The organism is Achromobacter sp. DH1f (assembly GCF_000633435.1).
GTDB lineage: Bacteria > Pseudomonadota > Gammaproteobacteria > Burkholderiales > Burkholderiaceae_B > Achromobacter > Achromobacter deleyi.
This window is the reverse complement of record NZ_AYMF01000002.1, coordinates 1-26,164: the sequence shown is the minus strand read 5'-3', so window position 1 is coordinate 26,164 and position 26,164 is coordinate 1. Positions and strand designations below refer to the sequence as shown.

The following is a 26,164-nucleotide window of genomic DNA, read 5'->3' as shown; positions in this document are numbered from 1 at the left end:
CGCCCGGCAAGCGGACCCGCCGCGGGGACGGGGGCGGCAGGACGGGGCGGCAGGGTGGGGCGTAACCCGCCTGTCGCCGCGAATGGGCTAGACTCAAGGCCTCTCTTCGTTTCAAGTTGCCATCCATGATTGTGAAAGCCCTGCGTGTCGGTGTGGGTCAACTGATAGTCCTGGGCGACGCGCTTACCCGCCCGCGCCCGCAACAACGTTCGGCGCAAGGCCAGGCCGCCGTCAACCGCGAAGCGGCCGCGCTGTCGCTCTACCAATTCCATGCCTGCCCGTTCTGCGTCAAGACGCGGCGCGCCATCCACCGCTTGAACGTGCCCGTCGCGCTGCGCGATGCCAAGGGCAATCCCCAGGCGCGCGCCGAATTGCAGGCCGGCGGCGGCAAGGTCAAGGTGCCATGCCTGCGCATCGAGGAAGCGGACGGCACGCGCTGGATGTACGAGTCCAACGACATCATTGCCTACCTTGAACAGCGCTACGCCAACGTGGCCTGACCAGGCTGCCGCCATGCCACGCGTCGCCCGCCGCCTGGCCCTGGCCGCATGCGTGGCCGTGGCGCTGGCCGGCTGCGATTCGTCGCTGCCGCCGCCGCCCGCCGGGTCCAGGTACACGGCTGAAACCCTGGCCACCCAGGAAACCCCGGAAGCCCTCCAGTTCAAGGGCACGCTGGCGGGCAAGCCCATCCACCTGCTCATGCATGAATGCAAGATCTACAAGGTAGACCCGGCAGAGGGCGACAACGTGGCCTGGACGCTGGTGCTGGAAGGCGACTTCTATCCGCTGCCCACGATCTGCGTGCGCCAGGAACTGACGGTGGGCAAGGGCTTCATCCAGGCCTTCATCGGCCGCCAGGCGTTTGGTGCGGGCGGCTGCTGCACGGGCACGCCGGAATACCGCTCGACCGACGGGCTGACCTGGAAGCCGCGCTAGCCCTCGTAATGCGAATGCGCGTTTGAGCGGAAGGTCCCGTGCGTCCCGCCGATCTTGCCTCGCCTGCCGAGTTCGTCAGCCGTGGCGGCGCAGGCTCTGGCTGGGGCTTTCGCCGTAGCGCGCCTTGTAGCCGGTGCTGAACCGGCCCAGGTGCGCGAAGCCCCAGCGCAGCGCCACGCCGGCGATATTCTGGCATTCGCCCGACACCAGTTCGGCGCGCGCGCGTTCCATGCGCAGGTCGCGCAGGTAGTGCATCGGGCTGACGCCCAGGAATTCCTTGAAGCCGGCATACAGGCTGCGCACGCTGACCCCCGCGATGCGCGCCAGCTGTTCGGCGCTGACCGGTTCGTGCGCATGCGCCTGCAGATAGTCCTGCACGCAGCGCACGTGGCGCGGCAGCACCGCGGCGCGGCGGCTGGCCGGCGTGTTGCTGTAGTTGTGGGGCAGGGCGGACAGCAGCGTCGCGGCCACCAGCTGTTCCATCTGGTGCACGATCAGCTTGTGCTCGGCCAGGTCAGTGTGCTGCGACGAGCAGTCCAGCAGATACGCCATCAGGCAGCGCCACGCCGGGCACTCGCGCCAGCGAAAGCCCAGCTGAAAGCGCAGCGGCCGGTCCAGCGTCACGCCCAGGTGGCCCACCAACGTGCGTTCCAGTAGCGATCGGCCGATGCGCAGCATGAACTGGTCGTTGTCGTCGGCCCAGCGCATCGCCAGGTCGTCGTCGGGGCTGACCACCGAGGCGACCTCGGGCGTCGAATCCACCCGCTGCGGGCCGCTTTCGATGGTGGCCGTGCCCGACAGCGGCATCTGCACCAGGAAGAAGTCTTCAAGCGGCCCCGGGCGGATCTCGACATCCGCGCCATAGCGCAGCCGGTTCAGCGACACCTCGCCTAGCGGCTGGTGATGCATGCGGGCATCGAGCCGTTGCCGCGGCCCCACCACGCCCAGCAGATGCGGCCGCATTACCCGGCCCACCATCGACCGCGCTTCGTCCAGGTCGCCTGAGGCGAACAACTGTTGCGCCGGCATCGCCAAGACGGCATCCACCCGCCAGGCGGCGGATCGGGCGTCTGGCGCGGACGGACAGGCTTTTTCAGGCCAGGTCGGGCTGCGCTCGGCACTGCTGCGATACGTCGGGCTTGCCACGGCCGGGCCCCGCTCGGCCGACCGCGGCTCGACCGACGGCCATGACGTGCCGGCATCGGACTGCATCGTGTTCAGCATGGCCGGGATTTCCTCGCTCTTGTCCAGGTGTCCGGCCTGTCGCCGCCGGGGTCCCAGGCCCGTCGCGCCGCTTGCGGCATGGGCCTTTTGATGGCCCCAATAGTAAAGCGCCGTCGGCCCCGCTGACCTGCTGGAAAACCCGTCCCGGAGGCGGAAAAACTATCCGTTTTTCGCAGCGCCTATCCGCGGACTGCGCAAAACCGGTGGGGGCGAGGCAGGCACCAGGCCGGATGCGGCGACGGCGTCATGCATTGCGGCGCAGCAATGTCGGGTGTTCGGAGTATCGGTTGAAGGGACTGGCCGGCAGAGGTCGTTGAACTTGCGCAAGCGGGCTTTGCTGACCGCGCCGGCTTGGTGAAGCGCACGCAGATCTTCGCGCAATGATTCAATGATCGTGCCCATAGTGCATTTCCAATTGGGGGAAGCCATGCAGGAATGATCAGACTGTAGCCGATGCCGGAGCCGCTTCACCCGCGTATTTGTCTGATACTTTCAGGCTTCCAGAATGGACAAGAAAAAGCGCGGCCACCTTCGCAATGAAGGGCCGCGCTGTCTTGCTTTGCCGCGAGAATCGGCTGGCGGGCAGGGACGCCGATTCGGCCCCCGCCCGCCGGGTCACGCGCTTTAGTGCATCTGCCCGTACTTGCCGGCGTTGAAGTCCTGGATCGCTTCGACGATTTCGGCCTGCGAATTCATCACGAACGGTCCATAGCCCACCACCGGCTCGTCGATCGGCTCGCCGCTCAGCACGAGGAACACGGCGTCGTTGTTGGCTTCGACCGTGATCGAATCACCGTCGCGGCCGAACAGCGTCAGCTGCGCATCGCGCGCCACCGATTCGCCGTTCACCAGCACCGTGCCGCGCAGCATCACCAGCATACTGTTGCGGCCCGCCGGAATGGCGAACGTCGCCGACTTGCCGGCGGCCAGGCGCACGTCCCAGACGTCGATCGGCGTGAACGTGCGCGCAGGCCCCGTCTGGCCCGCGAAGCTGCCGGCGATGACGCGCAGCGACCCCGCGTCGTCCGGCAGCGACACCACCGGAATATCCGCGTTCAGCAGGCTTTGATAGCCGGCCGGGGCCTTCTTGTCCTTGGCCGGCAGGTTCACCCACAGCTGCACCATTTCCAGCTCACCGCCCTGGCGCGTGAAGGCGGGCGAATGGAATTCCTCGTGCAGGATGCCCGATGCCGCCGTCATCCACTGCACGTCGCCCGGCCCGATCACGCCGCCGTTGCCGGTCGAATCGCGATGCTCGACTTCGCCGCTGTACACGATCGTCACTGTCTCGAACCCGCGGTGCGGATGCTGGCCCACCCCGCGCGGCTGCGTGGCCGGCGCGAACTGCGCCGGACCCGCGTAGTCCAGCAGCAGGAAGGGGCTGACATCCTTGCCCTTGTCCCCATAGGAAAACATCGAGCGCACCGGAAAGCCGTCGCCCACCCAGTGGGGACGCGGACTGGCATGCACACCCAGAATCTTCTTCATGATCGTCATTCCTGTTGCGCGGCCCCTACGGGGCCGTTCGTCATACCTATCAAGATAAGGGCGATACGCTTGTTCCGGTAGCCCCCGGCATTGATAAGCACCGTTCCATAAATAGGACGGCGCCAGCGCCAGCCTCGTCAGTCCGCCCCAATGGCGCCCAGGCAAGATCCGGCGCCGTGAACCCGCGTCCGCCTCGCGTATCCTTTCCCCATGAATTTCCCCGCCGACCGCGCCATGAAAGAGCTGCCCCATCACGTCCAAGGCTTTGCCCCCGTCGCCGCCGCCGACGCCCGCATCCTGATCCTGGGCTCCATGCCCGGCATCGCTTCGCTCAAGCAGACCCGCTACTACGCCCACCCCCGCAACGCCTTCTGGCCCATCGCCGCCCAAGTCCTGGGCTTCGACCCCGCCGCCGACTACCCTCACCGTCTGCGAGCCCTGCAACACGCCCGCATCGCCCTCTGGGACGTCCTGCAGACCTGCGAACGCCCCGGCAGCCTCGACGCCGCCATCCGCCTCGATACCCTGGTCCCCAACGATTTCGCCGCCTTTTTCCAGGCCCACCCCCACGTCGTTCGCATCTGCTTCAACGGCACCAAGGCCGCTGCCCTGTATCGCCGCCACGTGCTGCCGCAGCTGGCCTGCGGCCGTTCCCTGCAATACCTGGACCTTCCGTCCACCAGCCCGGCCCACGCCGCCGCCAGATTCGAAGAAAAACTTGCCGTGTGGCGCGAAGCGCTGACACGGCCGGAGTGACATGAGGAACCCGCCATGATCCAGGTGGTGATGAACTACAACCTGTACCGCGGCGGCGCCGATTCGGCGCGGGTGTGACAACGAAGGCGTCAAGGCATCCGTCCCCGTCCTGTTGATTCCGCGTCTTAAAAGAAAATTAAAAACCTCCATCCATCATTCAAGAATGAGGTGGCCCTCGCGTATGGACTGCTATTGAGCAACCCAGCTTCTTGTTGACGATGATCGGACGCCGGGCGAGTCCTTCCGTGACGACACCCGGCAGCGTTACTGGCTCGTTGACCTCATTGGCAACGCGATCGCTGCGATTCGCTTGCAATGTTGTGTCAATGGAGCCGGCATGGCCAAGTCTTCCCCTGCAGTCGTTACGGAAATCACGGGTCGCGCGTGGATACGCAACAGCGACGGCTCCCTGACCGAGTTGCATCAGGGTAGCAATGTGCCGATGGGCAGCGACATCGTCACGGCCTCGGGCGCCAGCGTGGCGCTGCAGGTGGAAAACGGCATGCCGATCGTGATCGGTGCAGGCCGTGAAGTCGCCGTCAGCGAGGATATGGCGGGCCCGATGGCCGATCCGAGCGAGTCCATGCTCATGTCGCCCACGGGGGCCGATTCCGACCGCCTGCTGGCAGCCCTGCAAACCGGGCAGGATCCGCTCGAAGCACTGGATCCCACGGACGTCGCGCTGACCGGCAGCGCCGGGGGCGACGGCGGCGGGAGCTTCGTGCGCCTGGCCCGCATCCTGGAAACGACCAGCCCGTTGGATATAGGCTATGCCAGTCGGGGCCGCGTCGCCGACACCATCGACCGCGCCTCAAGCAGCACGGGCGCTGCCGCCGCGGGCGACAACAACAACGCACCCCTGGCGGTCAATGACATCGCGCGCACGGACGAGAAGACTGTCCTGCGCGGCAACCTGCTGGCCAACGACAGCGATCCCGACGGCGATCCCCTGACCCTGGTTTCCATCAACGACCAGCCCATGGTCTCGAGCGGTGTTGCCGTCATCGGTTCAAACGGCGGCCTCTTCACCGTGCTGCCGGATGGCAGCTACACCTTCGTCCCTGGCAACAGCTTCCAGCGTCTTCCCGAAGGGCAGACCGTCAACACCGCGATTTCCTACGTGGTCACCGATCCCAGCGGCGCGACGGCCAGCGCCACCGTGGAAATCACGGTCGTGGGCGTCAACGACGTGGCGCAGATAACCGCTTCCAAGCCGGGCGACGATGCAGGCACTGTGGTCGAGGACGAGGTCTCCACCGCCAACGGCAAGCTCAACGTGGTGGACCCCGACGACGGCGAGCCCTTCTTCGTAGCCGTGGCCGACCGCGTGGGCGTCCATGGCACCTTTTCGATCGACGCCAATGGCAACTGGGTCTACAGCCTGAACCAGGCCGATCCGCGCGTGCAGGCGCTGGCCGTGGGCGAGTCCTTGAAGGAGACTTTCACGGTCACCACCGCCGACGGCACCACCGGCACGGTCACCATCACCATCAACGGCACCAACGATGCCCCGACGATCACCGGCCAGGCCGCCGGCGATGTCGCGGAAGACGGCGTCCGGGAAGTAGCGGGCCAGCTGACCAAGCACGACATCGACACCACCGATACGCATACCTGGTCGCTCAACAACGACGGCAAGGGCCAGTACGGCAGCTTCACCCTCGACCAGAACGGCAAGTGGACGTATGTGCTGGACAACGACAGCGCCAAGGTTCAGGCCCTGGCCGAAGGCCGGAAGGTCACCGACACCATTTCTGTCACCGTCGACGACGGCCATGGCGGCAAGGCGACCCAGGTCATCACCGTGACGGTCGCGGGCACCAACGATGCCCCGACCATTACCGGCACCAGCACCGGCCAGGTCAAGGAAGGCAGCAACCAGGCCGTGACCGGTCAGCTGACCGAGCACGACGTCGACACCAACGACACGCATACCTGGTCCCTCGGCAACGACGGCAAGGGCGTGTATGGCTCGTTCACGCTGGACCAGAATGGCAAGTGGACCTACAAGCTCGACAACGCCAACCCCACCGTCAAGGCGCTCAAGGATGGCGAGCACCTGACCGACACCATTTCCGTCACCGTCGACGACGGCCATGGCGGCAGGGCTACGCAGACCATCACCATCACGGTCGACGGCACCAGCGACGGCGCGGTCATCACGCCCAGCAAGCCGGGCGACGACGCGGGCACCGTCAAGGAAGACACCACCCTGACCGCCAGCGGCAAGCTGGACGTCGCGGACCCGGATGCCGGTGAGGCGGTGTTCCGTCCGCGGACCGGCTTCCAGGGCAAGTACGGCACGTTCTCGATCGATGCCAACGGCAACTGGACCTTCAAGCTGGATAACGACGCCAAGGCCATCCAGCTGCTGGGCGCCAAGGACAGCCTGACGGAAACCTTCACGGTCACCACCGCCGACGGCACCACCGGCCAGGTCGTCATCACCATCAACGGCACCAACGACGCCCCGACGATCAGCGGCACGGCCACTGGCGCGGTGCAGGAAGACGGCACCCAGACCACGAGCGGCCAGCTCGACAAGGCCGACGTCGACGCCACCGACAAGCACACCTGGACCGTCAACAATGACGGCAAGGGCCAGTACGGCACCTTCAGCGTCGACCAGAACGGCAAGTGGACCTACGTGCTGGACAACGACAGCGCCAAGGTCCAGGCCCTGGCCGAAGGCCAGAAGGTCACCGACACCATTTCTGTCACCGTCGACGACGGCCATGGCGGCAAGGCGACCAAGGACATCACCATCGAGATCACCGGCACCAATGACGCCGCCGTGATCACCCCGAGCAAGCCGGGCGACGACAAGGGCACCGTCAAGGAAGACACCACCCTGACCGCCGCCGGCAAGCTGGACGTGACCGACAAGGATGCCGGCGAGGCCGTCTTCGAGACGCAGACCGATGCCAAGGGCGAATACGGCAAATTCTCGATCGATGTCAACGGCCACTGGAAGTACGCGCTCAACAACGACGATCCCAAGGTCCAGGCCCTGGGCGTGAACGAGAAGCTGACCGAAACCTTCACGGTCACCACTGCCGATGGCACCACCGGCACGGTCACCGTCACGATCCATGGCACCAATGACGTGCCGGTGATCAGCGGCCAGGCCTCGGGTGAAGTCACCGATGGTGGCAGCACCCGCGCCACCGGCCAACTGGAAAAGACCGACGTCGACATCAACGACACGCACACCTGGTCCGTCAACAACGAAGGCAAAGGCCGGTACGGCAGCTTCGCTGTCGATCAGAGCGGCAAATGGACCTTTGACCTTGATGGCGCCAACGTCGAGGTCAAGGCGCTCAAGACGGGCGAGTCGGTCAAGGAAACCTTTACCGTGACCGTCGATGACGGCCAGGGCGGCAAGGCCACGCAGACCATCACCATCACGGTCGGCGGCACCAACGACGGCGCGGTCATCACCCCAAGTCAGCCGGGCGACGACAAGGGCACTGTCAAGGAAGACACCACCCTGACCGCCGGCGGCAAGCTGGACGTGGCCGACCCCGACAAGGGGGAAGCCGTGTTCACGCCGCAGACAGGCTTTCAGGGTGCGTACGGTGCATTCTCGATCGATGCGAATGGCTACTGGACCTTCAAGCTGGACAATGACGCCAAGGCGGTGCAGCAACTGGGCGCCAAAGACAGCTTGACCGAGATATTTACGGTCGCCACGGCGGACGGCACCACCGGGCGAGTCACGATCACCATCAGCGGCACGAATGACGTGCCGACGATCGCCGGCGCGGCCACTGGCGCGGTCAAGGAAGACGGCACGCTGAGCACCTTCGGCCAGTTGACCAAGACCGACATCGACGCGACCGACACGCACACCTGGTCCGTCAACAATGACGGCAAGGGCCAGTACGGCACCTTCAGCGTCGACCAGACCGGCAGGTGGACCTATGTGCTGGACAACGACAGCGCCAAGGTCCAGGCGCTGGCCGAAGGTCAGACAGTCACTGACACCGTCATCGTGACGGTGGACGACGGCAACGGCGGCAAGGCGGCCCAGGCTATCGTCGTCAACGTGGTCGGCACCAACGACACGCCAACCATTCGTGGTATCTCTACCGGCAGCGTCAAGGAAGGCGGCACGCTGACCACGACAGGTCAACTGACCCAGTTTGATGTCGATGCCACTGACGTGCACGTCTGGTCGGTCGACAACGACGGCAAAGGCGACTACGGGGCGTTCACCGTGGATCAGGCCGGCAAGTGGACCTACACGCTGGCGAACGGCAGCGCCAAGGTCCAGGCCCTGGCCGACGGCCAGAAGGTCACCGACACCATCACGGTCACGGTCGATGATGGCCGCGGTGGCAAGGCGGCCCAGGCCATCACGATCGATATCACCGGTACCAATGACGTCGCGGTGATCACGCCCAGCAGACCGGGCGATGACAAGGGCACCGTCCAGGAAGACACCACGCTCGTCGCCAATGGAAAACTCGATATCACGGCCGGGGATGTCGGTCAGGCCGCATTCAGGCCGCAGACGGAATCGCAGGGCGAGTACGGCAGATTCACGATCGACGCCACCGGCAACTGGACCTTCACGCTGGACAATGACGCCGCCGCGGTGCAGCAGTTGGGCGCCAAGGAAAGCCTGACCGAGACCATCACGGTTGCGGCCATCGATGGCGCCACCGGTCAGGTCGTCATCACCATCAAGGGCACCAACGATCAGCCAACGCTCAGCGGCGAGGCCACCGGCGCGGTCAAGGAAGACGGCACCCAGTCCGTGTCCGGTCAACTGACCCAAGCCGATGTCGACGTCAACGATCGGCACGTCTGGTCGCTCAGCCATGACGGCAAGGGCCAGTACGGTTCGTTCACGCTCGACCAGAACGGCAAGTGGACCTACGTGCTGGACAACGGCGCCGCCAAGGTCCAGGCGCTGGCCGAAGGCCAGAAGGCGACCGACGCCATCATCGTGACCGTTGACGACGGCAACGGCGGCCAGGCCACGCAGACCGTCACCGTCACCATCACCGGTACCAACGACGCTCCGGCCATTGCCGGCACGGCCATAGGCGCGGTGAAGGAAGACACAACGCTGACCGCGTCCGGTCAGTTGACCAAGACCGACGTCGATGCCCAGGACACTCACGTCTGGTCCGTCAATGACGGCGGCAAGGGCGTCTACGGCACCTTGGCCGTCGACCAGACTGGAAAATGGACGTATGTGCTGGACAACGGCAGCGCCAAGGTCCAGGCCCTCGCCGAAGGCCAGACGGTCACCGATACCATCAAGGTCACCGTGGACGACGGCCAGGGCGGCACGGCGGTCCAGGAAGTCACGATCACCATCACCGGAACCAATGACATCGCGACGATCACCGGCCAGGCTACCGGCAGGGTGACGGAGGATCTCACGCTGACGGCCGCCGGCAAACTCACGGTCTCGGATGCCGACGCGGGGCAGGGCAGCTTCATTGCCCAGACCGGCGTCAAGGGCCTGTACGGTGCGTTCTCGATCGACGCCAATGGCAATTGGACCTATGGATTGGACAACAACCTGAAGGCGGTCCAAGACCTGCCCGCGGGCAGGGTGATGAGGGAGACCTTCGACGTTACCTCGTTCGACGGTTCGGCCAGGCAGGTCGTTTCCATCGACGTGGTCGGGACCAATGACGCCCCGGTCGCCGCCGACAACGCGGCCCGTGTCGTGGCGGGCAGCAGCCATGTGTTCTCCCCTGCCGAGTTCAACTTCGACGGCGGCGCGGAAGGCGACAGCTTGCAAAGCGTGATCATCACGCGTTTGCCGACTGATGGGGCGTTGACCTTGAATGGCCAGCCGGTCACCGCAAACACGGTGGTCTGGGCTACCGACATCGCGGGCGGCAAGCTGGTCTATACGCCTGCTGCCGCGGGTCAGGATACCTCGTTCGGTTTCCAGGTGCGTGACGACGGCGGTACCGATCATGGCGGCCGGAACACGTCAGGCGTATACAACTTCGCCCTGACGACCGATAACATGATCACCGGCGAAAACACGAGCAGCGGCACCGGCGCCAATCCAGCGATCACCGCCGGCAGCGGCGACGATATCATCATCGGCGACAAGGGCGGAATGGTCACCTATGTATCCCCGGGGAAAAACTACAACATCGCGCTGATGGTGGATACTTCCGGCAGCATGGCGCACGGGTTGAATGGCAGTGAAGGTATTTCGTACCCACAAGCGCTCCGGTATCACTACGAACAATCACGTATGAAGCTCGTCAAGGATGCGCTGGCCAATCTGACGAATCAGCTGAGCAAGCATGACGGCGCGGTCAACGTCTCGCTGATCGGTTTCTCCACGACTGCCGACACCCCGGTGAGCATCAATGGTCTCAATGCAGAGAAGCTGCCCGCGCTGCTCACCGCGATCGAAGCCCTGAGCGCAGAGGGTGGGACCAATTACTCGTCCGCCTTCAACGCTGCCGTGCAGTGGTTCAACAGTCAGAATGCGTCAGGCAGTTCGACTTCCGCGAAACTCGAGAACCTGGCGTTCTTTCTGACCGACGGCACGCCGACCTACTACATGACCACCGATCGGGCGGGCGAACCGATACTGGGCGGTGACGGCTACGATCCCCCCAGCAAGACCGTCGTGGAGGAATCAGTGGCCGCTTTCGGCCCGCTGGCGAAAATCAGTGAGGTGCATGGCATCGGCATCGGGCCCGGGATCAACAAGGACATGCTGCAGTGGTTCGACAATACCGGTGGAAGCGGCGAGACGGCCTATGCCGGCATCGGTAGTGGCAACACCACCACGCTGGCGAATTTCAACAACGATGGTGGGTTGTTGTCCAGAATGAGCTGGAACAATCTGAGGAACTGGGGCGATACTGTCGCCGACAGTGGCGGCTCGTTCAGTCGCAGCGGCAATGCGCTGCAATTTGTGGACGTCTATGGCGGCGGGCAGACAGCGGCGCACAGCCCAACGCTTGTCACGTCCAGCTACGCAAAGCTCTCGTTCAGCGCGAGTACGTCAAACTTTGCCACGGGCGACTCGTTCTCGTGGGTCTTGCAGCGCTTGGACGGCACCAGTTGGGTCTTGGTGGAACGCAGTGACTACACCGCCGCTCTTTCTGGTTCACAGACGATGACCACCGGCGTACTCCCGCCCGGCTCGTACAGGCTGGTCTTTGATCTGACCGACAAAACAGACAACGGACGCGATGCCACGGTTCGTATCGACAACATCACCCAGACTACCTACACCGCGGCCAACGTAGTCAGTTCGGTTGCAGGCAACGTCGACATCGTACTGAAACCGGGCGACCTCGACGCCGCGTTGCAGGGGGGCAAGATCAACACCGATCCGGCGCCTGTCGGCAGCGACATCATCTACGGCGGGGCGGGCGATGACATCATTTTCGCGGACACGATCAACACCGACCACCTGACGTGGGGCGATGTCGCGGCCGGCACGCACGATGGCCAGGGGATGAAGGCGCTGACGGACTACCTGACCTTCAACCTGGGCCGTCCCGCGACCTCGACGGATATCTATTCGTACCTGAAGGAGCATCACGCCGAATTCAATTTGCTTGATGACCCGCGCGGTGGTGATGACACGGTCCACGGTGGCACGGGCAACGACATTCTCTATGGCCAGGGCGGCAACGACACCTTGTATGGCGACGAAGGCGATGACATCCTCTACGGCGGCGCCGGTGACGACAAGCTGTATGGCGGCGATGGCAACGACGTGCTGTACGGCGGTTCGGGCAACGACACCCTGGAAGGGGGCGCGGGCAATGATCTGTTGATCGGGGGCAAGGGCGACGATACGCTGATCGGCGGCGCGGGCAGCGATACCTTCAAGTGGGAACTGGGCGACCAGGGCACCACCGCCAAGCCGGCCATCGACATCATCAAGGACTTCTCGCCGGGCAAGCCATCCGAGGGGGGCGATGTGCTGGACTTGAGGGACCTGCTGGTCGGCGAGCAGGACGGCAGCCTGATTCAATACCTGAATTTTCACCAGGAAGGCGGCAACACGGTCATCGACGTCAACACGCAAGGAAAACTCGGGGCCCAAGGCGCGGACCAGAAGATCGTGCTCGAGAACGTCGACCTGACGCAGGGCGGCCAGATGAACAACCAGGTCATCATCAATGATCTGTTGCAGAAGGGAAAACTGAACGTCGACCAGATTTGAACGCGCGCCAAGGGGGCGGCGGCCGCAAGCGGCTGTCTTCTCCCCAGACCGTTGGTCCATTGCATTCGGAAATCAGTCAGCCATCCCCTACGGACTGCTAGTGAATGAAGCTGCTTCTTGTTGAAGATGATCGGATGCTGGCCGAGTCGATTTGCGAGGATGCCAGGCAGAGCGGTTGGCACGTTGATCTGGCTGACAATGCGATTGCGGCGCGTATGGCATTGCGTGATCACGCCTATGCGGCGATTCTGCTTGACTTCGACCTGCCCAGGGATTCCGGGCTGGCCATTCTGCGCTGGATACGCGACCGTTACGACGCCACCCCGGTGTTGATGCTCACCGCCCGCGGCCAGCTCAGTGAGCGCATTGCGGGATTGGACGCGGGCGCCGACGGCTACCTGATCAAGCCCATCCATCTCGATGAGCTGTGGGCGCGGGTGCGATCGGTCATTCGCCGTAGCGCTGGCCGTGTCACCCCCGTGTTTACCTGCGGCGACGTCATCATTGATCGTCATCGACGCGCCGTGACCCGAAGCGGCGTCGACGTACGACTCAGCGCGCAGGAGTTCCGCACGCTCATGGCGTTGGTTGATCGTCAAGGGCACGTCGTGCGGCGTGCGCATTTGCATAGCGTCGTCTACGGCACTGGGAAGCGCATCGACAGCAACACCGTTGCCGTATTCATTCATCAGCTCAAGCGAAAGCTGGGCGGCAATCTCATTCAAACCGTTCCCGGCGTCGGTTACGCCATTGGGCTGCCGGCAGAGCGAGATCGCCGGGCAGGCCCCGCAGATGTGCCGAGCGCTGCATGAATGCGTTGCTCGGCACAACGTGGGAGGCTATCGCGTGGCGTAGCGCGGGCCGTACAGAATGCCGCCGGGCATGCCGGCGCTGAGCAGCGAATTGTTGGTCGTGCCAGCACCGCCGCAGCAGCGGTCGCGTCCACCGACGTGTTCAGCGGTGGCAGCACCCCAGTTAGTTTTTACGGAATGCGGTGCCGTCCACGTGAGGCTGCGGCCAGCGAGCAGTGCGTGTCCTGGCAAGCGGGCAATGCGCAAGGTGTCATCTTGATCAACCTCCTGGTTTGCGCGTGTTGGGGCGATGGGGTCGACGGATTCCGCGCCATCATTGGCGGCAGACCTGGTCGTCTGGGCGGCGTCAACGGGCTTGTTGACGTTGTACGTCAGGAAGTCCAAGAACGGGGCAGCTTCGGGTTAGCCTGTATCGAAATGCTCGATGTTTCCGCCCTGTTTTCGTCGCCCATCGTTAGGTACCGCATCGGTGGGATCATCCACGAGCAGGCACCCATCTGGCTTGCCAGTCCGAGGATCATCAGCGCGCGCAGGGCGCGCGTGGTCCAGCACGCTTGCGGAGGTTGGCAGCACGAGGGGCTGGGAGTGCAAGGCGGTGCGTCCGCCATTGCCGCCGACGATAACGTCGGCGCCGCTGTTTTCACCCTCTTGGTCAGCATTGGGTGTTCCCCTTGCTGGTAGTCCCTTGCGACCAAGAAACGGCACGAAAAGTCACCGAGCGCTGGAAATAGGGCATATGTAAGCACTGTTGCCTGTTGCCTGTTGTATTTTTGTATTGAAAAATGGTCATGCTGTCAGCCATTTGTCTTGACCTATTGGGATGGGTTGAGGGAGAGGTACGCATGAGCGAGCGGCCATTCTGGCCGGCGCAAAGACAATCGAGAATTAGAAAAATCTGAAAATGGGCCCCCCAATTCCCGTGATCTGCTGAAGACGCGGGCTTGCTGGCTGCGGCAGCCAGAAGAGGGGCCCCTTTTTTGACTCAAATCAACGGAAAACCGCTCCTCGCTGGGGCCAGTTCCGCACCACCGTCTTGCAGTACGAAGGAAAACGCCACCCTGATGACCAAGCACCGCGCCGACCTGAAGATCCTCAAACTTGGCATGAAGACCGACCCGCACGTCTACTCCACGTCGTGGACGACTGCCGACGCGGATCAAGCGGGCGTAGCGGGATAGGCGCCGGGGTAGCGCCGAATGGCGGCCGGACCCCGAACCGCCGTCAGTGCACGACGGTATCAGCCACCAGTTCCAGCCCCGCGCCGGGCACGTTCACCTCACCCAGCGTGCCGCTCAGGTCGCCGGGCTGGGCAGTAGCCGCGCCCGAGCGGCTGACGCGGATTTCGACCTGGACGCGGCCGGCGCTGGACAGGGTGGCCTGCGGCGACATGGCGTTGCGGTCGTCCAGCGTGAAGGCGCGCGGCAGGTCGGACACCTGCAGCTTCAGCACGGCCAGCGGCATGCGCGAGCCGGACACCGGCCGCGCCAGGATGAAGACGGTATCGGTGGGGCGCACCTGCGCCTGCAGGGCGGGAGCGATGCTGGCATGGCCGCTGAGATGGCCGGGGGCGGCGGACGGCGCCGCCGTCGCGGCGACAGGTCCCGGCGTGGGGCCCGGCAGGGCGGTTTGCGGCGTAGGGGCTGGCCCGGCCGGTGGTGGCGTCGGTCCGCTTGCCTGGCGTTGCGCGTTGCCGTTCCCCCCGTTCGCCTGTGCCATGGCGCGGGCCTGGGCAATGTTCGATTCGATCTGGCGCGCGGCCTCGGATTCGGGCGGCAGGATCGCCTGCAGGCGTTGCCAGTAACCGAGTGCTTCGGCGGCGTCGCCGCGCCGCAGCGCCATCATGCCGGCCAACGCCAGGGCCTTGGGCTGGTCCGGTTGTGCCGCCAGGGCCTGCGCAACGGCGGCGATGGACCCGGCATCGGGCGCGCCCTGGTTGGCGGACAACAGCGCATCGGCCAGGTCGGCCAGCACTTGCGGCTGGTCGGGCACCAGGCGCAACACCTGGCGGTAGGCGGCCGCCGCGTCGGTGTAGCGGCCCAGCGTTTCGTAGGAACGGGCCAGCGTATACCAGCCGTCGGCATCGTCGGGCGCGGCGCGCAGGCGCTGGGCCAGCGCGTTGACGGCCAGGGCCATGCTGTCGCCATCGTCGCCGGCATGCGGTTCGGCCGTATCGGCCTGCGCCAGCGTGGCGGCGGCGCGCGGGTTGCCCAGGTGGCCGTACAAGAGGGCCGCGGCCAGCGGCAGGGCCAGGCTCAGCAGGCAGGCGGCGGCGACGCCGACGCGGTGGCCGGTGGCATGCGGCGCGCCGCCGTCGCGTTGTGCCAGGTCCTGCAGCAGGTCGCGCTGCAACTCCTCGTCGGCGCGCGCGGCGGCGTCCGCGCTCAGCGCGCCTTCGCGCAGGTCGCGTTGCACCTGCTCGCGCTGGGCGCGATAGAAGTCGCGCAGGCCGGTGTCGGCCTCGCGGGCGGCGGCCGGGGGTGGGCGGCGCAGCAGCGGCGGCACCAGGCACAGCAGGGTGGCCAGCAGCAGGACCAGCACGGCAAGCCAGAGCGGGGTCATGGGCCGGAATCCAGGTAACGGGCCGCGCGGGCGCGTTCGTCAGCCGTCAGCGGCGGGCGCGACCGGGGCCGCCGCGCCAATGTGCGCAGCAACACCGCGAAGCCCAGCGCCAGCAGCGCGAAAGGCCCCAGCCACAGCAGCCAGGTGACGGGTTTGAAGGGCGGGTCGTAGCGCACGAAATCGCCGTAGCGGTCTTCGAAGAAGCGCATGATCTGGGCGTCACTGCGGCCCTCGGCCAACTGCCCGCGGATCAGGTTGCGCATGTCGTGGGCCAGCGGCGCGTTGGATTCGGCCAGCGTCTGATTCTGGCACACCAGGCAGCGCAGGCCGTGCGCCAGGTGTTCGGCGCGCTGCTCCAGCTCGGGCGAGAGCGGCGGCGACGGCGCCTGGGCGCTTGCGGGACTGGCCAGCAGCAGCGCCAGCGCGATCAGGGCGGCGCAGGCGCTTATTCGTTTCGTCATTGCAGCGACTCGATCATCGGCTGGAGCCGCGTGCGCCAGATTTCCGGCGTGATCAGGCCCAGCTGCTTGTAGCGGATGCGGCCGGCGCCGTCGATGACGAAGGTCTCGGGAACGCCGTACACGCCATATTCGATGCCCACCCGGCCATCGACGTCGCTGGCGGACGCAATGTACGGGTCGCCATGGCGGCCCAGCCAGGCCAGCGCGTCCTCGGGCTTGTCCTTGTAGTTCAGGCCATACAGCGGCACGCCGTGGCGCCGGGCCGCTTCCCGCAGCACCGGCAGTTCTTCGCGGCACGGCGCGCACCACGAGGCCCATACATTCAGCAGCCAGACCTTGCCGCGCAGCGACTGCACCTCCAGCCGCTGGTCGGGCGCGTGCAAGAGCGGCAAGCTGATGGCCGGGGCGGGCTTGTCGATCATGGCGGACGGCACCGCGCGCGGGTCGCGCGACAGGCCCAGCGCCAGGAACACGGCCATGGCCAGGAACACCGCCAGGGGCAGCAGGTAGCGCAGCATCAGGTGCCCTCCCGCGAGGCGGCGGGCACACCGCGGGGGTGGGGCGCATGTGCTTCGCGCTGGCGGTAGCGCTTGTCGCCGGCCGCCAGCAGGCCGCCCAGCGCCATCAGCAGGCAGCCGGCCCAGATCCACGCCATGAAGGGTTTGACCTGGATGCGCACCGTCCAGGCCGATCCGCCGGCCGGCTCGCCCAGCGCCACGAACAAGTCGCGGGTGAAGCCGCTGTCGATGGCGGCCTGGCTCAGCGGCATGTCCTGCACGGTGTACAGGCGCTTTTCGGGATACAGCGTGGTGACCGGCCGGCCGTCGCGGGTGACGTGGAATTCGGCGCGCTGGGCGCTGTAGTTCGGGCCGGTGGCGGGCGCCAGGCCGGCAAACACGAAGCGGTAACCGCCGGCCTCTTGCGCCGCGCCCGGCTCCAGCCGCAGTTCCTGCTTGACCTCGTAGCCGTTGGCCAGCGTGGCGCCGGCAATGAAGATGCCGATGCCGGCGTGCGCCAGCAGCATGCCGTACCAAGACCGCGGCTGGCGGCCCAGGCGGCGCAGCCAGTGGCCGTCGCCGTCCGTCAGGCGCTGCCAGGCGTGCGCGGCCGCGCTGGCGACCGACCACGCCGCCAGCCACAGCCCCAGCATCACCAGCGGCGAGCCCAGCCGGATCGGGCCGGGCATGGCCAGCGGCAGCAGCACGGCGGTGGCCACGCTGACGGCGAACGCGATGCGCAGCCGGCGGCCCAGGTCGGGCGCCTGCGCCTGCTTCCAGCGCGCCACCGGGCCCACGCCCATCAGGAAGATGGCGGGTGTCATCAGCGGCACGAACACGGCTTCGAAGTAGGGCGGGCCGATCGAGATCTTGCCCCAGTCCAGCACGTCCAGCACCACCGGGTACAGCGTGCCCAGCAGCACCGAGGCAGCCGCCACGGTCAGCACCACGTTGTTGCTCAATAGCAGGGACTCGCGCGACAGCAGCGCGAAGCCCCCGCCCAGGCCCACCTTGGGCGCGCGCCACGCGTACAGCGCCAGCGAACCGCCCACGATCACGGTCATGAAACCCAGGATGTACAGGCCGCGGCCCGGGTCCACCGCGAAGGCATGCACCGACGTCAGCACGCCCGAACGCACCAGGAACGTGCCCAGGATGCTGAGCGAAAACGTGCAGATGGCCAGCAGCACCGTCCAGCTGCGGAAGGCGCCGCGCCGCTCGGTGACGATCAGCGAATGGATCAGCGCGGTGCCCGCCAGCCAGGGCATGAACGACGCGTTCTCGACCGGGTCCCAGAACCACCAGCCGCCCCAGCCCAGCACGTAATAGGCCCACGCGCTGCCCAGCAGGATGCCCAGCGTCAGGAAGGTCCAGGCGGCCAGCGTCCACGGGCGCACCCAGCGGGCCCACAGCGCATCCAGTTCGCCGGACAGCAGCGCGGCGATGGCAAAGGCGAAGGCCACCGAAAAGCCCACGTAGCCCATGTACAGCATCGGCGGGTGCACGATCATGCCCGGGTCCTGCAACAGCGGGTTCAGGTCGCGGCCCGCCATGGCCGGCGGCATCAGCCGCTCAAAGGGGTTGGACAGGAACAGCAGGAACAGCAGGAAGCCCACGCTGATCCAGCCCATCACCGCCAGCACCCGGCCGGCGAAGGCCGGCGGCAGGCGCCGGCTGCACAGGGCCACGGCCAGCGTCCATGCCGTCAGCAGGTACAGCCACAGCAGCAGCGAGCCTTCGTGGCCGCCCCACACCGCCGCGAAGCGGTAGGCGGCCGGCAGGTCGGCGTGCGAATTGGCGGCCACGTACAGCACCGAATAGTCGTTCTGCAGAAAGGACGCTGCCAGGCAGCCGATGGCCACGGTGGCCAGGCCGAACTGCGCCACGGCGGCGGGCCGCGCCACCGCCAGCCCCGGCTGCCAGCCGGTGGCCGCGCCGATCAGCGGCAGGGTGCCCTGGACGATCGCCGCCAGCAGCGCCAGGATCAGGCTGAACAGGCCGATTTCCGGGATCATTGCGAGTCTGCCCGCAAGGCGCCGGGGCGCGTGCCCGCCAAGGACTCGGAATCGGCTCCGGCGCGCTGGGCTGCGCCGGAGCCGCTCGCGCCGTCATCGGCCCTGGCGCCCGCCGTGGCCCGCTTGATCGCATCGGCGGCTTCCGGCGGCATGTAGTTTTCATCATGCTTGGCCAGCACCTCGGACGCCTGGAACACGCCGTCCGCGCCCAGCCTGCCCGCCGCCACCACGCCCTTGCCCTCGCGGAACAGGTCGGGCAGCAGGCCGCGGTAGACCACCGGCACCGAATGCACCGTGTCCGTCACGACGAAGCGCAGCGACAGGCCGTCGGCTTCGCGCTTGAGCGAGCCTTCCTGCACCAGCCCGCCCACCCGGAAGCTGCCGCTGCCGGGCGCTTCGTGCGCGGCAACCTGCGTGGGCGTGAAGAAGAACACCAGGTTCGATTGCAAGGCGTTGAGCACCAGTGCGGCGGCGGCCGCCAACAGGCCCAGGCCGGCCACCAGCGCCAGCGCGCGGCGCTTGCGCGGGGTCATGGCGCGTCTCCGCGTTGCCGCGCCCGGGCGCGGGCCCGGCGCCACAACAAACCGGCCTCCAGCGCCAGCAGCGCCAGCGTCACGCCATAGGCGCCCAGCAGGTACGGGCCATGGCCCTGCAGCGAGAACAGCGCGTCCCAGCTCATCGCGCCTTCTCCTCGGCCTGCATTGCGGCCGGTTCGCGCTCGGCGATGATGCCTCGCACCCGCGCCAGCCCCACGGCGGCGCTGTACAGCCAGAATGCCGCCACCATCAGCAGCATGGCGGTCAGCATCACGTGCGCCATGCTGGGCGCCGTGGTCAGGTTGATGGACGCGCCCTGGTGCAGCGTGTTCCACCAGCGCACCGAGAAATAGATGATGGGCACGTTGACCACGCCGGCCAGCAGCAGGATGGCGCCGCCGCGGTCGCCGCGGCGCGGGTCGTCGCTGGCGGCCTGCAAGGCCATGAAGCCCAGGTACAGGAACAGCAGGATCAGTTCCGACGTCAGGCGCGCATCCCATACCCACCACGCGCCCCAGGTGGGCTTGCCCCACAAGGCGCCGGTCCACAGCGTCACGAAGGTGAACAGCGCGCCGGTCGGGGCCAGCGCCCGCATCATCATGAATGACAGCCGGGTCTGCAGCACCAGGCCCAGCGCGGCATACAGCGCCATCACCAGATACAGGAACATCGACATCCACGCCGCCGCCACGTGAATGAACAGGATGCGGTAGACCTCGCCCTGCTGGCTGTCGATGGGCGCCACCACCAGGCCCACGTACAGGCCCGCCGCGCCAAACAGCGCGGCCGCCAGGGCCAGCCAGGGGATCAGGCGGCCGGCCAGCGGATAGAAGCGGGCCGGCGAGGCATAGCGCAGCCAGCCGGGGCGGGACGCGGGGGCGGCCGGGGCGAACGGGTTCAGGGCAGGGGGCTTGTGCATGGGCGCGTCCTCAGTCCAGCGCCACGCGCAGCGCGGCCGACGCGCTCCAGGGGCACAGCAGCAGGGCCAGGCACAGGCCCGCGCCCAGCAGCGACAGTTGCGGGCCGGCGCCCAGGCCGGCGTGTACCGCCGACACCGCGCCGCTGCCGAAGATCAGCACCGGCACGTAAAGCGGCAGCACCAGCAGCGGCAGCAGCGCGCCGCCGCGCAGCCCCAGCGTCAGCGCCGCGCCCAGCCCGCCGATCAGTGCCAGCGTGGGCGTGCCCAGCAGCAGCGACAGCACCAGCACGCCGATGGCGCCGGGTGACAGGCCGAATTGCAGCGCCAGCACCGGACTGGCCAGGATCAACGGCAGGCAGCTGCTGAACCAGTGCGCTGCCAGCTTGGCGCCCACCAGCAGGGGCAGCGGGTGGGGCGACACCAGCAGTTGTTCGAGTGCGCCGTTGTCGTAGTCCTGCGCAAACGGCCGTTGCAGCGTCAAAAGAATGCCGAGCAGCGCGCAGACCCACAGCACACCGGGGCCGATGGCGGCGAGCAGGGCGGGGTCGGGCCCCACCGCCAACGGAAACAGCGACCCCGCCACCACGAAGAACAGCGCGGCGCCCAGCGTTTCCGCGGGCCGCCTCCAGGCCAGCCGCAGTTCACGGCGCGCCAATTGCCACAGCGTTGCCAGCATCGGCGTAGTCGTCCATGTCCAGGGTGTGTTTGCGGGCAGGGGATGCGCCCGGGGCGCGGTGCGAGGCCACCACGGCCAGGCCGCCGGCGGCCAGGTGCGCGTCCAGCGCCTGGTCCAGCAGGTCCAGGCTGGCGGTATCCAGCCCCGCATCGGGTTCATCCAGCAGCCAGAGCGGCTTGCGGCTCAGCACCGCGGCGGCCAGCGCCAGCCGGCGGCCCTGGCCTTGCGACAGGCGCGCGGCGGGCGTGTCGGCGCAATCCGCCAGCCGCCAGGCGCGCAGCGCCGCCGTCGTGTCCGCTTGCGGCGCGCCGGCAATCGCCAGCGCGTAGCGCAGGTTCTCGGCCGCGCTCAGTTCGCCGCACAGGCCGTTGCCGTGCGACAGGAAAGCCATATCGGCGCAATAGGCGGCGAAATCGCGGCGGATGTCGCGCCCCTGCCAGTGCACGCTGCCCGACTGCGGTTGCAGCAGCCCCGCCAGCATCCGCAACAGGCTGGTCTTGCCGCTGCCGTTGGCGCCGCGCACGTGCAGCCAGTGGCCCGGCGCCAGGGTGAAGTCGACCGCGCCCGCCGCGCCGCGCCGGCCGACCAGGGCGGCGGCGTGCAGCGCGTCAGCGGCCCGCATGCGGGCTGTCCTGGCCCAGGCCGGGCACCGACGACAGTTCGCCGGGCGGAATGTTGGGCAGTTTGTGGGCGATGCCCTTGTGGCAGTCGATGCAGGTCTTGCTCTTGTCCGCCAGGTAGGTCGAATGCATGTTCTGCGCCCGCACGCTCTGGCGGGTGAAGTCCATGTAGTCGTAGTTGTGGCAATTGCGGCATTCCAGCGAATCGTTGGCTTTGAAGCGGGCCCATTCGTGCTTGGCCAGTTCCAGCCGCTTGTCCACGAACTTTTCGCGCGTGTCGATGGTGCCGAAGATCTTGCCCCAGACCTCCTTGGACGCCTGCATCTTGCGGGCGATCTTGTCCGTCCAGTTGTGCGGCACGTGGCAGTCGGAACACAGCGCCCGCACGCCCGAGCGGTTGGTGAAGTGGATGGTGCCCTTCAATTCGGCGTAGACGTTGTCGCGCATCTCGTGGCAGCCGGTGCAGAATTTCTCCGTGTTGGTGAATTCCATGGCGGTATTGAAGGCGCCCCAGAACAGGATGCCGCCGATGAAGCCGCCCACCGTCAGAAAGCCCAGGCTGAAATGCACGCTGGGCCGGCGGATGATGTTCCAGTAGCGCTTGATGAGGTTGACCATGGCGGCTCCCGATGCCTTACTTCTTGTCGGACGCCGGGGCGGTCAGGCGCTTGAGGATCACATCGATGTCCTGATACGTGTTGGACACCAGCGGCTTGGCCTCGGACTGCGGCACGTGGCACTGCACACAGAAATAGCGCCGCGGCGACACCTCGGCCAGCACGTTGCTGTCGCGGTCCATGTAGTGGGTCACGCTGAGCGGCGGCGCCTGGGTCTCTTCGGTGTTCACGCGCGCATGGCAGGCCAGGCAGCGGTTGAAGTTCTTGTCGATCTGGTAGCCGTCGATGGAATGCGGAATGGTCGGCGGCTGCATCGAATACGTGCGCATCCGCTTGATGTCCTTGTTCTCGATCGGGCTGATCAGTGGTGGATCGGCCTCGTCGGCAATCGGGGTGGGGCCGCGCATCGGGTCCTCGACCTCGAACGGCGGCGCGGCCCAGGCGGCCGTACAGGTGGCGGCGCACACGGCGAAAACTAGAGCGCGTAGGTTCATGGCTGTCTCCGGTACGCCGTTCAGACCTTGACGATCTTGACCGCGCACTTCTTGAAATCGGTCTGGAACGAGATCGGGTCGGTGGCGTCCAGCGTGACCTTGTTGATCAGCTGGCCGGCGTCGAACCACGGCACGAACACCAGGCCGCGCGGCGGCTTGTCGCGTCCGCGGGTTTCCAGCCGCGTGCGCATCTTGCCGCGCCGCGACACGATTTCCACCTCGACGCCACGCCGCAGGCCCATCGCCTGCGCATCGTCGGGGTGCATGAAACAGACCGCGTTCGGAAACGCCCGGTACAGCTCGGGCACCCGCCGCGTCATCGACCCGGAATGCCAGTGCTCCAGGATGCGCCCGGTGGACAGCCAGAACGGGTATTCCTTGTCCGGCGACTCGGGGGGCGGCTCGTAGGGCAGGGCGTAGATCACCGCGCGGCCATCCGGATTGCCGTAGAACTCGAACCCGGCGCCCGGCTTCACATAGGGGTCGCTGCCTTCACGGTAGCGCCACAGCGTTTCCTTGCCCTTGACCACCGGCCAGCGCAGCCCGCGCACCTCGTGGTAGGTGTCGAACGGCGCCAGGTCATGGCCGTGGCCGCGGCCGAACTCGGCGTATTCCTCGAACAGGCCCTTCTGCGCATAGAAGCCGAAGGCCTCGGCTTCCTGGTTGGCGTAGTCCTTGTCGCGCTCGGTATTCGGGTAGCGGTTCACCTTGCCGTTGGCAAACAGCACGTCGAACAGCGTCTTGCCGCGGTATTCCGGCTTCTTGGCCAAGAGGTCCGCCGGCCACACTTCCTCGACCGTGAAGCGCTTGGAAAACTCCATCAGCTGCCACAGGTCCGACCGCGCCTGGCCCGGCGCATTCACCAGCTGGTGCCAGAACTGCGTGCGGCGCTCGGCGTTGCCGTACGCGCCTTCCTTTTCCACCCACATCGCCGCCGGCAGGATCAGGTCCGCCGAAATCGTCGTCACCGTCGGGTAGGCGTCGGACACCACGATGAAGTTTTCCGGATTGCGATAGCCCGGCAGCCCCTCATTCATCAGGTTCGCCGCCGCCTGCATATTGTTGTTGACCATCACCCAATAGGCGTTGATCTGGCCGTCCTTCAGCATGCGGTTCTGCAGCACCGCGTGCGCGCCCACCTTCTCGGGAATGGTGCCCGCCGGCAACTGCCACAGTTCCTCGGCATGCGCCCGGTGCTTGGGGTTCGTCACCACCAGGTCGGCCGGCAGCCGGTGCGAAAACGTGCCCACTTCGCGCGCCGTGCCACAGGCCGACGGCTGCCCCGTCAGCGAAAACGGGCTGTTGCCCGGCGTGGAGATCTTGCCCGTCAGCAGATGGATGTTGTAGACCATGTTGTTGGCCCACACTCCGCGCGTATGCTGGTTGAAGCCCATCGTCCAGAACGAGGTCACCCGCACCTTCGGGTCGGCATACAGCTCGGCCAGGTCCTGCAGCTGCTTCTTGGGCACCCCCGACAGCTTGGACGTGTATTCCAGGTCGTAGCGCGACACGAACTTGGCGAATTCGTCATAGGTAATGGGCTTGGAGCCGCCCGCCTTGTCCGCATTCTTGGCCGCCTTCTGCAGCGGATGATCCGGCCGCAGCCCGTAACCGATATCCGTATTGCCTTCGTGGAACACCGTGTGCTTGTCCACGAACTCGCGGTTCACCCGCTTGGTCTGGATGATGTAGTTGGCGATGTAATTCAGGATCGCCAGGTCCGTCTGGGGCGTGAACGTCAGCGTCAGGTCCGCCAGCTCGTACGAACGGTGCTCGAACGTCGACAGTACCGCCACCTTCGTCTTGGGCGCCGACAACCGCCGGTCCGTCACCCGCGTCCACAGGATCGGGTGCATCTCGGCCATGTTCGAGCCCCACAGCACAAACGCGTCCGCGTTCTCGATGTCGTCATAACAGCCCATCGGCTCGTCCGCACCAAACGTGCGCATGAACCCCACCGCCGCCGACGCCATGCAATGCCGCGCATTCGGGTCCAGATTGTTCGAGCGGAACCCCGCCTTCATCAGCTTCAGCGCGGCATAGCCTTCCCACACCGTCCACTGCCCCGACCCGAACATCCCCACCGCCTCGGGCCCCTTGTCCTTGAGCACCCGCTTGAACTGCTCGGCCATCACATCGAACGCCTGGTCCCACGACACCGGCGCGAACTCCCCATCCTTCGCGTACTTCCCGTCCTTCATGCGCAACAGCGGCGTCGTCAGCCGGTCATTGCCATACATGATCTTCGACAGGAAATAGCCCTTGACGCAGTTCAGCCCCTTGTTCACCTCGGCGTTGAAATCCCCATGCGTGGCCACCACCTGGTTGTCCTTCACCGCGACGTTCACGCCGCAGCCGGTCCCGCAGAACCTACAGGGCGCCTTCGACCACTTCAGCTTCGCCGCTTCCGACTCCGTCACGATGTTCTGCGTGAATCCCACCACCGGAATCCCCGCCACCGTCGCCGCCGCCGCAGCGGCCGATTGCTTGATGAAATCCCTACGGGCCATTGCCATCGTCGATCTCCTCGTTCATCGCCGCCAACGTATCGGCATGCTGGTAAACCAGCGCCGACGCCAGCACGCCATCGAGCCGCTGTATCTGCGAAATCCGCGCCATCATCTCGTCGGTCGTCGGGGCCTCCAGCGTCACCACCAGCTTGCCCATGTCGGACGCCCCATGAATCTCGGCACCCGCCACCGCCAACACCGCCGCCCGCACCTCATCCAGCCGACGCGGCGACGCATGCACCACCAGGCTGGCAATATGCAATTCAGGGGAAGCCAGCAAAGCTGCCGGCAGAGGATGCGCGGACATGGGGAACGTTCCGTCGCTATCCATCAGCTGCCCGGGGGACCGGCAATCAACTGATAGAACCAAACGATGAAACCGTAGCCCGCGACAATGATCACCGTAAGAACGGGGGCCATGACAGCCGTCAGGAACAGAAAACTGCGCAACTCCTGAGGCCTTGAGTAGCCATCTGACTCGTCTGACACACACCACCTCACCAGGACAGTTGGGGTATTGCGTTTAACGTGCGGATGTCAAAGCTTTTAGCAGATGCGTTTTGAACGCGTCAATGTTGCGCCACAGCGGAAACAAGGAAAAAACCGCTATATATACAAGCACATAGCGAGAGGGTGGCAATCTCCGTCAGGGCGCAGAACACGGCCCGCCCAAACAACCAAAACAACGTGGCGATTGACCACAGCACCCGCCAGACAGCCAACCAGACAACCCACGCATACAACAATTGGAGCCTGGGGCGTCGGCGGCCTGCCGAGCGCGGCCGTGTAGAGGGCGCCGGCGGAATCCGAAGGCAGGCGGCGGAGCCGCCAACGAGGATGAGCACGGGGGAGTCCGGAGCGAAGGCTC

At 66.2% G+C, this 26,164-nt stretch carries 22 protein-coding genes; 5 read left to right on the top strand and 17 right to left on the bottom strand.

Annotated elements, in window-relative coordinates:
- Nucleotides 1–125: 125 nt before the first annotated feature.
- Together U858_RS0101955 and U858_RS0101950 are read left to right on the top strand one after the other, a co-directional pair.
- Nucleotides 126–500 carry a glutathione S-transferase N-terminal domain-containing protein gene (locus tag U858_RS0101955; protein WP_025135513.1) on the top strand — a complete coding sequence of 125 codons (375 nt, stop codon included), beginning with the start codon at nt 126–128 and terminating at the stop codon, nt 498–500.
- A 13-nt stretch (nt 501–513) separates the two neighbouring features.
- The gene (locus tag U858_RS0101950) at nt 514–936 is read left to right on the top strand and encodes a hypothetical protein (RefSeq protein ID WP_025135512.1); all 423 of its coding nucleotides are present in this window, start codon (nt 514–516) and stop codon (nt 934–936) included.
- A gap of 75 nt (nt 937–1,011) precedes the next feature.
- On the opposite strand, the gene U858_RS0101945 is transcribed toward U858_RS0101950, so the two are convergent.
- Nucleotides 1,012–1,965 (bottom strand): AraC family transcriptional regulator, encoded by a 954-nt coding sequence (locus U858_RS0101945; protein WP_369797631.1) that lies wholly within the window; start codon nt 1,963–1,965, stop codon nt 1,012–1,014.
- A gap of 819 nt (nt 1,966–2,784) precedes the next feature.
- Complete coding sequence (locus U858_RS0101940) at nt 2,785–3,648, bottom strand: pirin family protein (protein ID WP_025135510.1); 864 nt, start codon at nt 3,646–3,648, stop codon at nt 2,785–2,787.
- A 210-nt stretch (nt 3,649–3,858) separates the two neighbouring features.
- Here U858_RS0101940 and U858_RS0101935 point away from each other — a divergent pair, with 210 nt between their 5' ends.
- The 3 genes from U858_RS0101935 (at nt 3,859) to U858_RS0101925 (ending at nt 13,392) form a co-directional block, all read left to right on the top strand.
- Nucleotides 3,859–4,404, top strand: coding sequence for a DNA-deoxyinosine glycosylase (locus U858_RS0101935; protein ID WP_025135509.1), 546 nt, complete (start codon nt 3,859–3,861; stop codon nt 4,402–4,404).
- Between the two features lie 337 nt (nt 4,405–4,741).
- Nucleotides 4,742–12,580 carry a retention module-containing protein gene (locus U858_RS36080; protein ID WP_115596917.1) on the top strand — a complete coding sequence of 2,613 codons (7,839 nt, stop codon included), beginning with the start codon at nt 4,742–4,744 and terminating at the stop codon, nt 12,578–12,580.
- 104 nt (nt 12,581–12,684) lie between these two features.
- Complete coding sequence (locus U858_RS0101925; protein WP_025135507.1) at nt 12,685–13,392, top strand: response regulator transcription factor; 708 nt, start codon at nt 12,685–12,687, stop codon at nt 13,390–13,392.
- A 27-nt stretch (nt 13,393–13,419) separates the two neighbouring features.
- Here U858_RS0101925 and U858_RS35305 read toward each other — a convergent pair whose 3' ends face one another.
- From U858_RS35305 to napE, 15 genes are all read right to left on the bottom strand, one after another.
- A complete protein-coding gene (locus tag U858_RS35305; protein ID WP_115596916.1) occupies nt 13,420–13,776 on the bottom strand; it encodes a hypothetical protein in 357 nt (118 codons plus the stop codon).
- Between the two features lie 837 nt (nt 13,777–14,613).
- Complete coding sequence (ccmI, locus tag U858_RS0101910) at nt 14,614–15,951, bottom strand: c-type cytochrome biogenesis protein CcmI (protein WP_025135505.1); 1,338 nt, start codon at nt 15,949–15,951, stop codon at nt 14,614–14,616.
- On the bottom strand, nt 15,948–16,412 hold the full coding sequence (locus U858_RS0101905) for a cytochrome c-type biogenesis protein (RefSeq protein WP_025135504.1): 465 nt from the start codon (nt 16,410–16,412) through the stop codon (nt 15,948–15,950). The genes ccmI and U858_RS0101905 overlap by 4 nt, the downstream gene beginning before the upstream one ends.
- Nucleotides 16,409–16,930 (bottom strand): DsbE family thiol:disulfide interchange protein, encoded by a 522-nt coding sequence (locus U858_RS0101900; RefSeq protein WP_025135503.1) that lies wholly within the window; start codon nt 16,928–16,930, stop codon nt 16,409–16,411. The genes U858_RS0101905 and U858_RS0101900 overlap by 4 nt, the downstream gene beginning before the upstream one ends.
- Entirely contained in the window at nt 16,930–18,924 is a 1,995-nt protein-coding gene (locus tag U858_RS0101895; RefSeq protein ID WP_025135502.1) for a heme lyase CcmF/NrfE family subunit, read from the bottom strand. The genes U858_RS0101900 and U858_RS0101895 overlap by 1 nt, the downstream gene beginning before the upstream one ends.
- Nucleotides 18,921–19,457, bottom strand: coding sequence for a cytochrome c maturation protein CcmE (ccmE, locus tag U858_RS0101890; RefSeq protein WP_025135501.1), 537 nt, complete (start codon nt 19,455–19,457; stop codon nt 18,921–18,923). The genes U858_RS0101895 and ccmE overlap by 4 nt, the downstream gene beginning before the upstream one ends.
- Complete coding sequence (ccmD, locus tag U858_RS0101885) at nt 19,454–19,603, bottom strand: heme exporter protein CcmD (RefSeq protein WP_025135500.1); 150 nt, start codon at nt 19,601–19,603, stop codon at nt 19,454–19,456. Before ccmD ends, ccmE begins: the two co-directional genes overlap by 4 nt.
- Complete coding sequence (ccmC, locus tag U858_RS0101880) at nt 19,600–20,379, bottom strand: heme ABC transporter permease CcmC (RefSeq protein WP_025135499.1); 780 nt, start codon at nt 20,377–20,379, stop codon at nt 19,600–19,602. Before ccmC ends, ccmD begins: the two co-directional genes overlap by 4 nt.
- A gap of 10 nt (nt 20,380–20,389) precedes the next feature.
- Nucleotides 20,390–21,055, bottom strand: a complete 666-nt coding sequence (gene ccmB, locus U858_RS0101875; protein ID WP_025135498.1) for a heme exporter protein CcmB — start codon at nt 21,053–21,055, stop codon at nt 20,390–20,392.
- Nucleotides 21,021–21,677, bottom strand: a complete 657-nt coding sequence (ccmA, locus tag U858_RS0101870) for a heme ABC exporter ATP-binding protein CcmA (RefSeq protein WP_025135497.1) — start codon at nt 21,675–21,677, stop codon at nt 21,021–21,023. Before ccmA ends, ccmB begins: the two co-directional genes overlap by 35 nt.
- A complete protein-coding gene (locus U858_RS0101865) occupies nt 21,664–22,293 on the bottom strand; it encodes a cytochrome c3 family protein (protein ID WP_025135496.1) in 630 nt (209 codons plus the stop codon). Before U858_RS0101865 ends, ccmA begins: the two co-directional genes overlap by 14 nt.
- A gap of 16 nt (nt 22,294–22,309) precedes the next feature.
- On the bottom strand, nt 22,310–22,786 hold the full coding sequence (locus U858_RS0101860) for a nitrate reductase cytochrome c-type subunit (RefSeq protein ID WP_025135495.1): 477 nt from the start codon (nt 22,784–22,786) through the stop codon (nt 22,310–22,312).
- A gap of 20 nt (nt 22,787–22,806) precedes the next feature.
- Nucleotides 22,807–25,302, bottom strand: coding sequence for a periplasmic nitrate reductase subunit alpha (napA, locus tag U858_RS0101855; protein ID WP_025135494.1), 2,496 nt, complete (start codon nt 25,300–25,302; stop codon nt 22,807–22,809).
- Nucleotides 25,286–25,603, bottom strand: coding sequence for a chaperone NapD (locus U858_RS0101850; RefSeq protein WP_025135493.1), 318 nt, complete (start codon nt 25,601–25,603; stop codon nt 25,286–25,288). Before U858_RS0101850 ends, napA begins: the two co-directional genes overlap by 17 nt.
- A gap of 23 nt (nt 25,604–25,626) precedes the next feature.
- Nucleotides 25,627–25,785, bottom strand: a complete 159-nt coding sequence (napE, locus tag U858_RS0101845) for a periplasmic nitrate reductase, NapE protein (protein WP_025135492.1) — start codon at nt 25,783–25,785, stop codon at nt 25,627–25,629.
- Nucleotides 25,786–26,164 lie beyond the last annotated feature (379 nt).

Excerpts from the sequence above, each read along its gene's own strand:
- U858_RS0101955 (WP_025135513.1), top strand. The coding sequence starts at position 126 with ATGATTGTGAAAGCCCTGCGTGTCGGTGTGGGTCAACTGATAGTCCTG.
- U858_RS0101950 (WP_025135512.1), top strand. The coding sequence starts at position 514 with ATGCCACGCGTCGCCCGCCGCCTGGCCCTGGCCGCATGCGTGGCCGTG.
- U858_RS0101945 (WP_369797631.1), bottom strand. The coding sequence starts at position 1,965 with ATGCCGGCGCAACAGTTGTTCGCCTCAGGCGACCTGGACGAAGCGCGG.
- U858_RS0101940 (WP_025135510.1), bottom strand. The coding sequence starts at position 3,648 with ATGAAGAAGATTCTGGGTGTGCATGCCAGTCCGCGTCCCCACTGGGTG.
- U858_RS0101935 (WP_025135509.1), top strand. The coding sequence starts at position 3,859 with ATGAATTTCCCCGCCGACCGCGCCATGAAAGAGCTGCCCCATCACGTC.
- U858_RS36080 (WP_115596917.1), top strand. The coding sequence starts at position 4,742 with ATGGCCAAGTCTTCCCCTGCAGTCGTTACGGAAATCACGGGTCGCGCG.
- U858_RS0101925 (WP_025135507.1), top strand. The coding sequence starts at position 12,685 with ATGAAGCTGCTTCTTGTTGAAGATGATCGGATGCTGGCCGAGTCGATT.
- ccmI (WP_025135505.1), bottom strand. The coding sequence starts at position 15,951 with ATGACCCCGCTCTGGCTTGCCGTGCTGGTCCTGCTGCTGGCCACCCTG.
- U858_RS0101905 (WP_025135504.1), bottom strand. The coding sequence starts at position 16,412 with ATGACGAAACGAATAAGCGCCTGCGCCGCCCTGATCGCGCTGGCGCTG.
- U858_RS0101900 (WP_025135503.1), bottom strand. The coding sequence starts at position 16,930 with ATGCTGCGCTACCTGCTGCCCCTGGCGGTGTTCCTGGCCATGGCCGTG.
- U858_RS0101895 (WP_025135502.1), bottom strand. The coding sequence starts at position 18,924 with ATGATCCCGGAAATCGGCCTGTTCAGCCTGATCCTGGCGCTGCTGGCG.
- ccmE (WP_025135501.1), bottom strand. The coding sequence starts at position 19,457 with ATGACCCCGCGCAAGCGCCGCGCGCTGGCGCTGGTGGCCGGCCTGGGC.
- ccmD (WP_025135500.1), bottom strand. The coding sequence starts at position 19,603 with ATGAGCTGGGACGCGCTGTTCTCGCTGCAGGGCCATGGCCCGTACCTG.
- ccmC (WP_025135499.1), bottom strand. The coding sequence starts at position 20,379 with ATGCACAAGCCCCCTGCCCTGAACCCGTTCGCCCCGGCCGCCCCCGCG.
- ccmB (WP_025135498.1), bottom strand. The coding sequence starts at position 21,055 with ATGCTGGCAACGCTGTGGCAATTGGCGCGCCGTGAACTGCGGCTGGCC.
- ccmA (WP_025135497.1), bottom strand. The coding sequence starts at position 21,677 with ATGCGGGCCGCTGACGCGCTGCACGCCGCCGCCCTGGTCGGCCGGCGC.
- U858_RS0101865 (WP_025135496.1), bottom strand. The coding sequence starts at position 22,293 with ATGGTCAACCTCATCAAGCGCTACTGGAACATCATCCGCCGGCCCAGC.
- U858_RS0101860 (WP_025135495.1), bottom strand. The coding sequence starts at position 22,786 with ATGAACCTACGCGCTCTAGTTTTCGCCGTGTGCGCCGCCACCTGTACG.
- napA (WP_025135494.1), bottom strand. The coding sequence starts at position 25,302 with ATGGCAATGGCCCGTAGGGATTTCATCAAGCAATCGGCCGCTGCGGCG.
- U858_RS0101850 (WP_025135493.1), bottom strand. The coding sequence starts at position 25,603 with ATGTCCGCGCATCCTCTGCCGGCAGCTTTGCTGGCTTCCCCTGAATTG.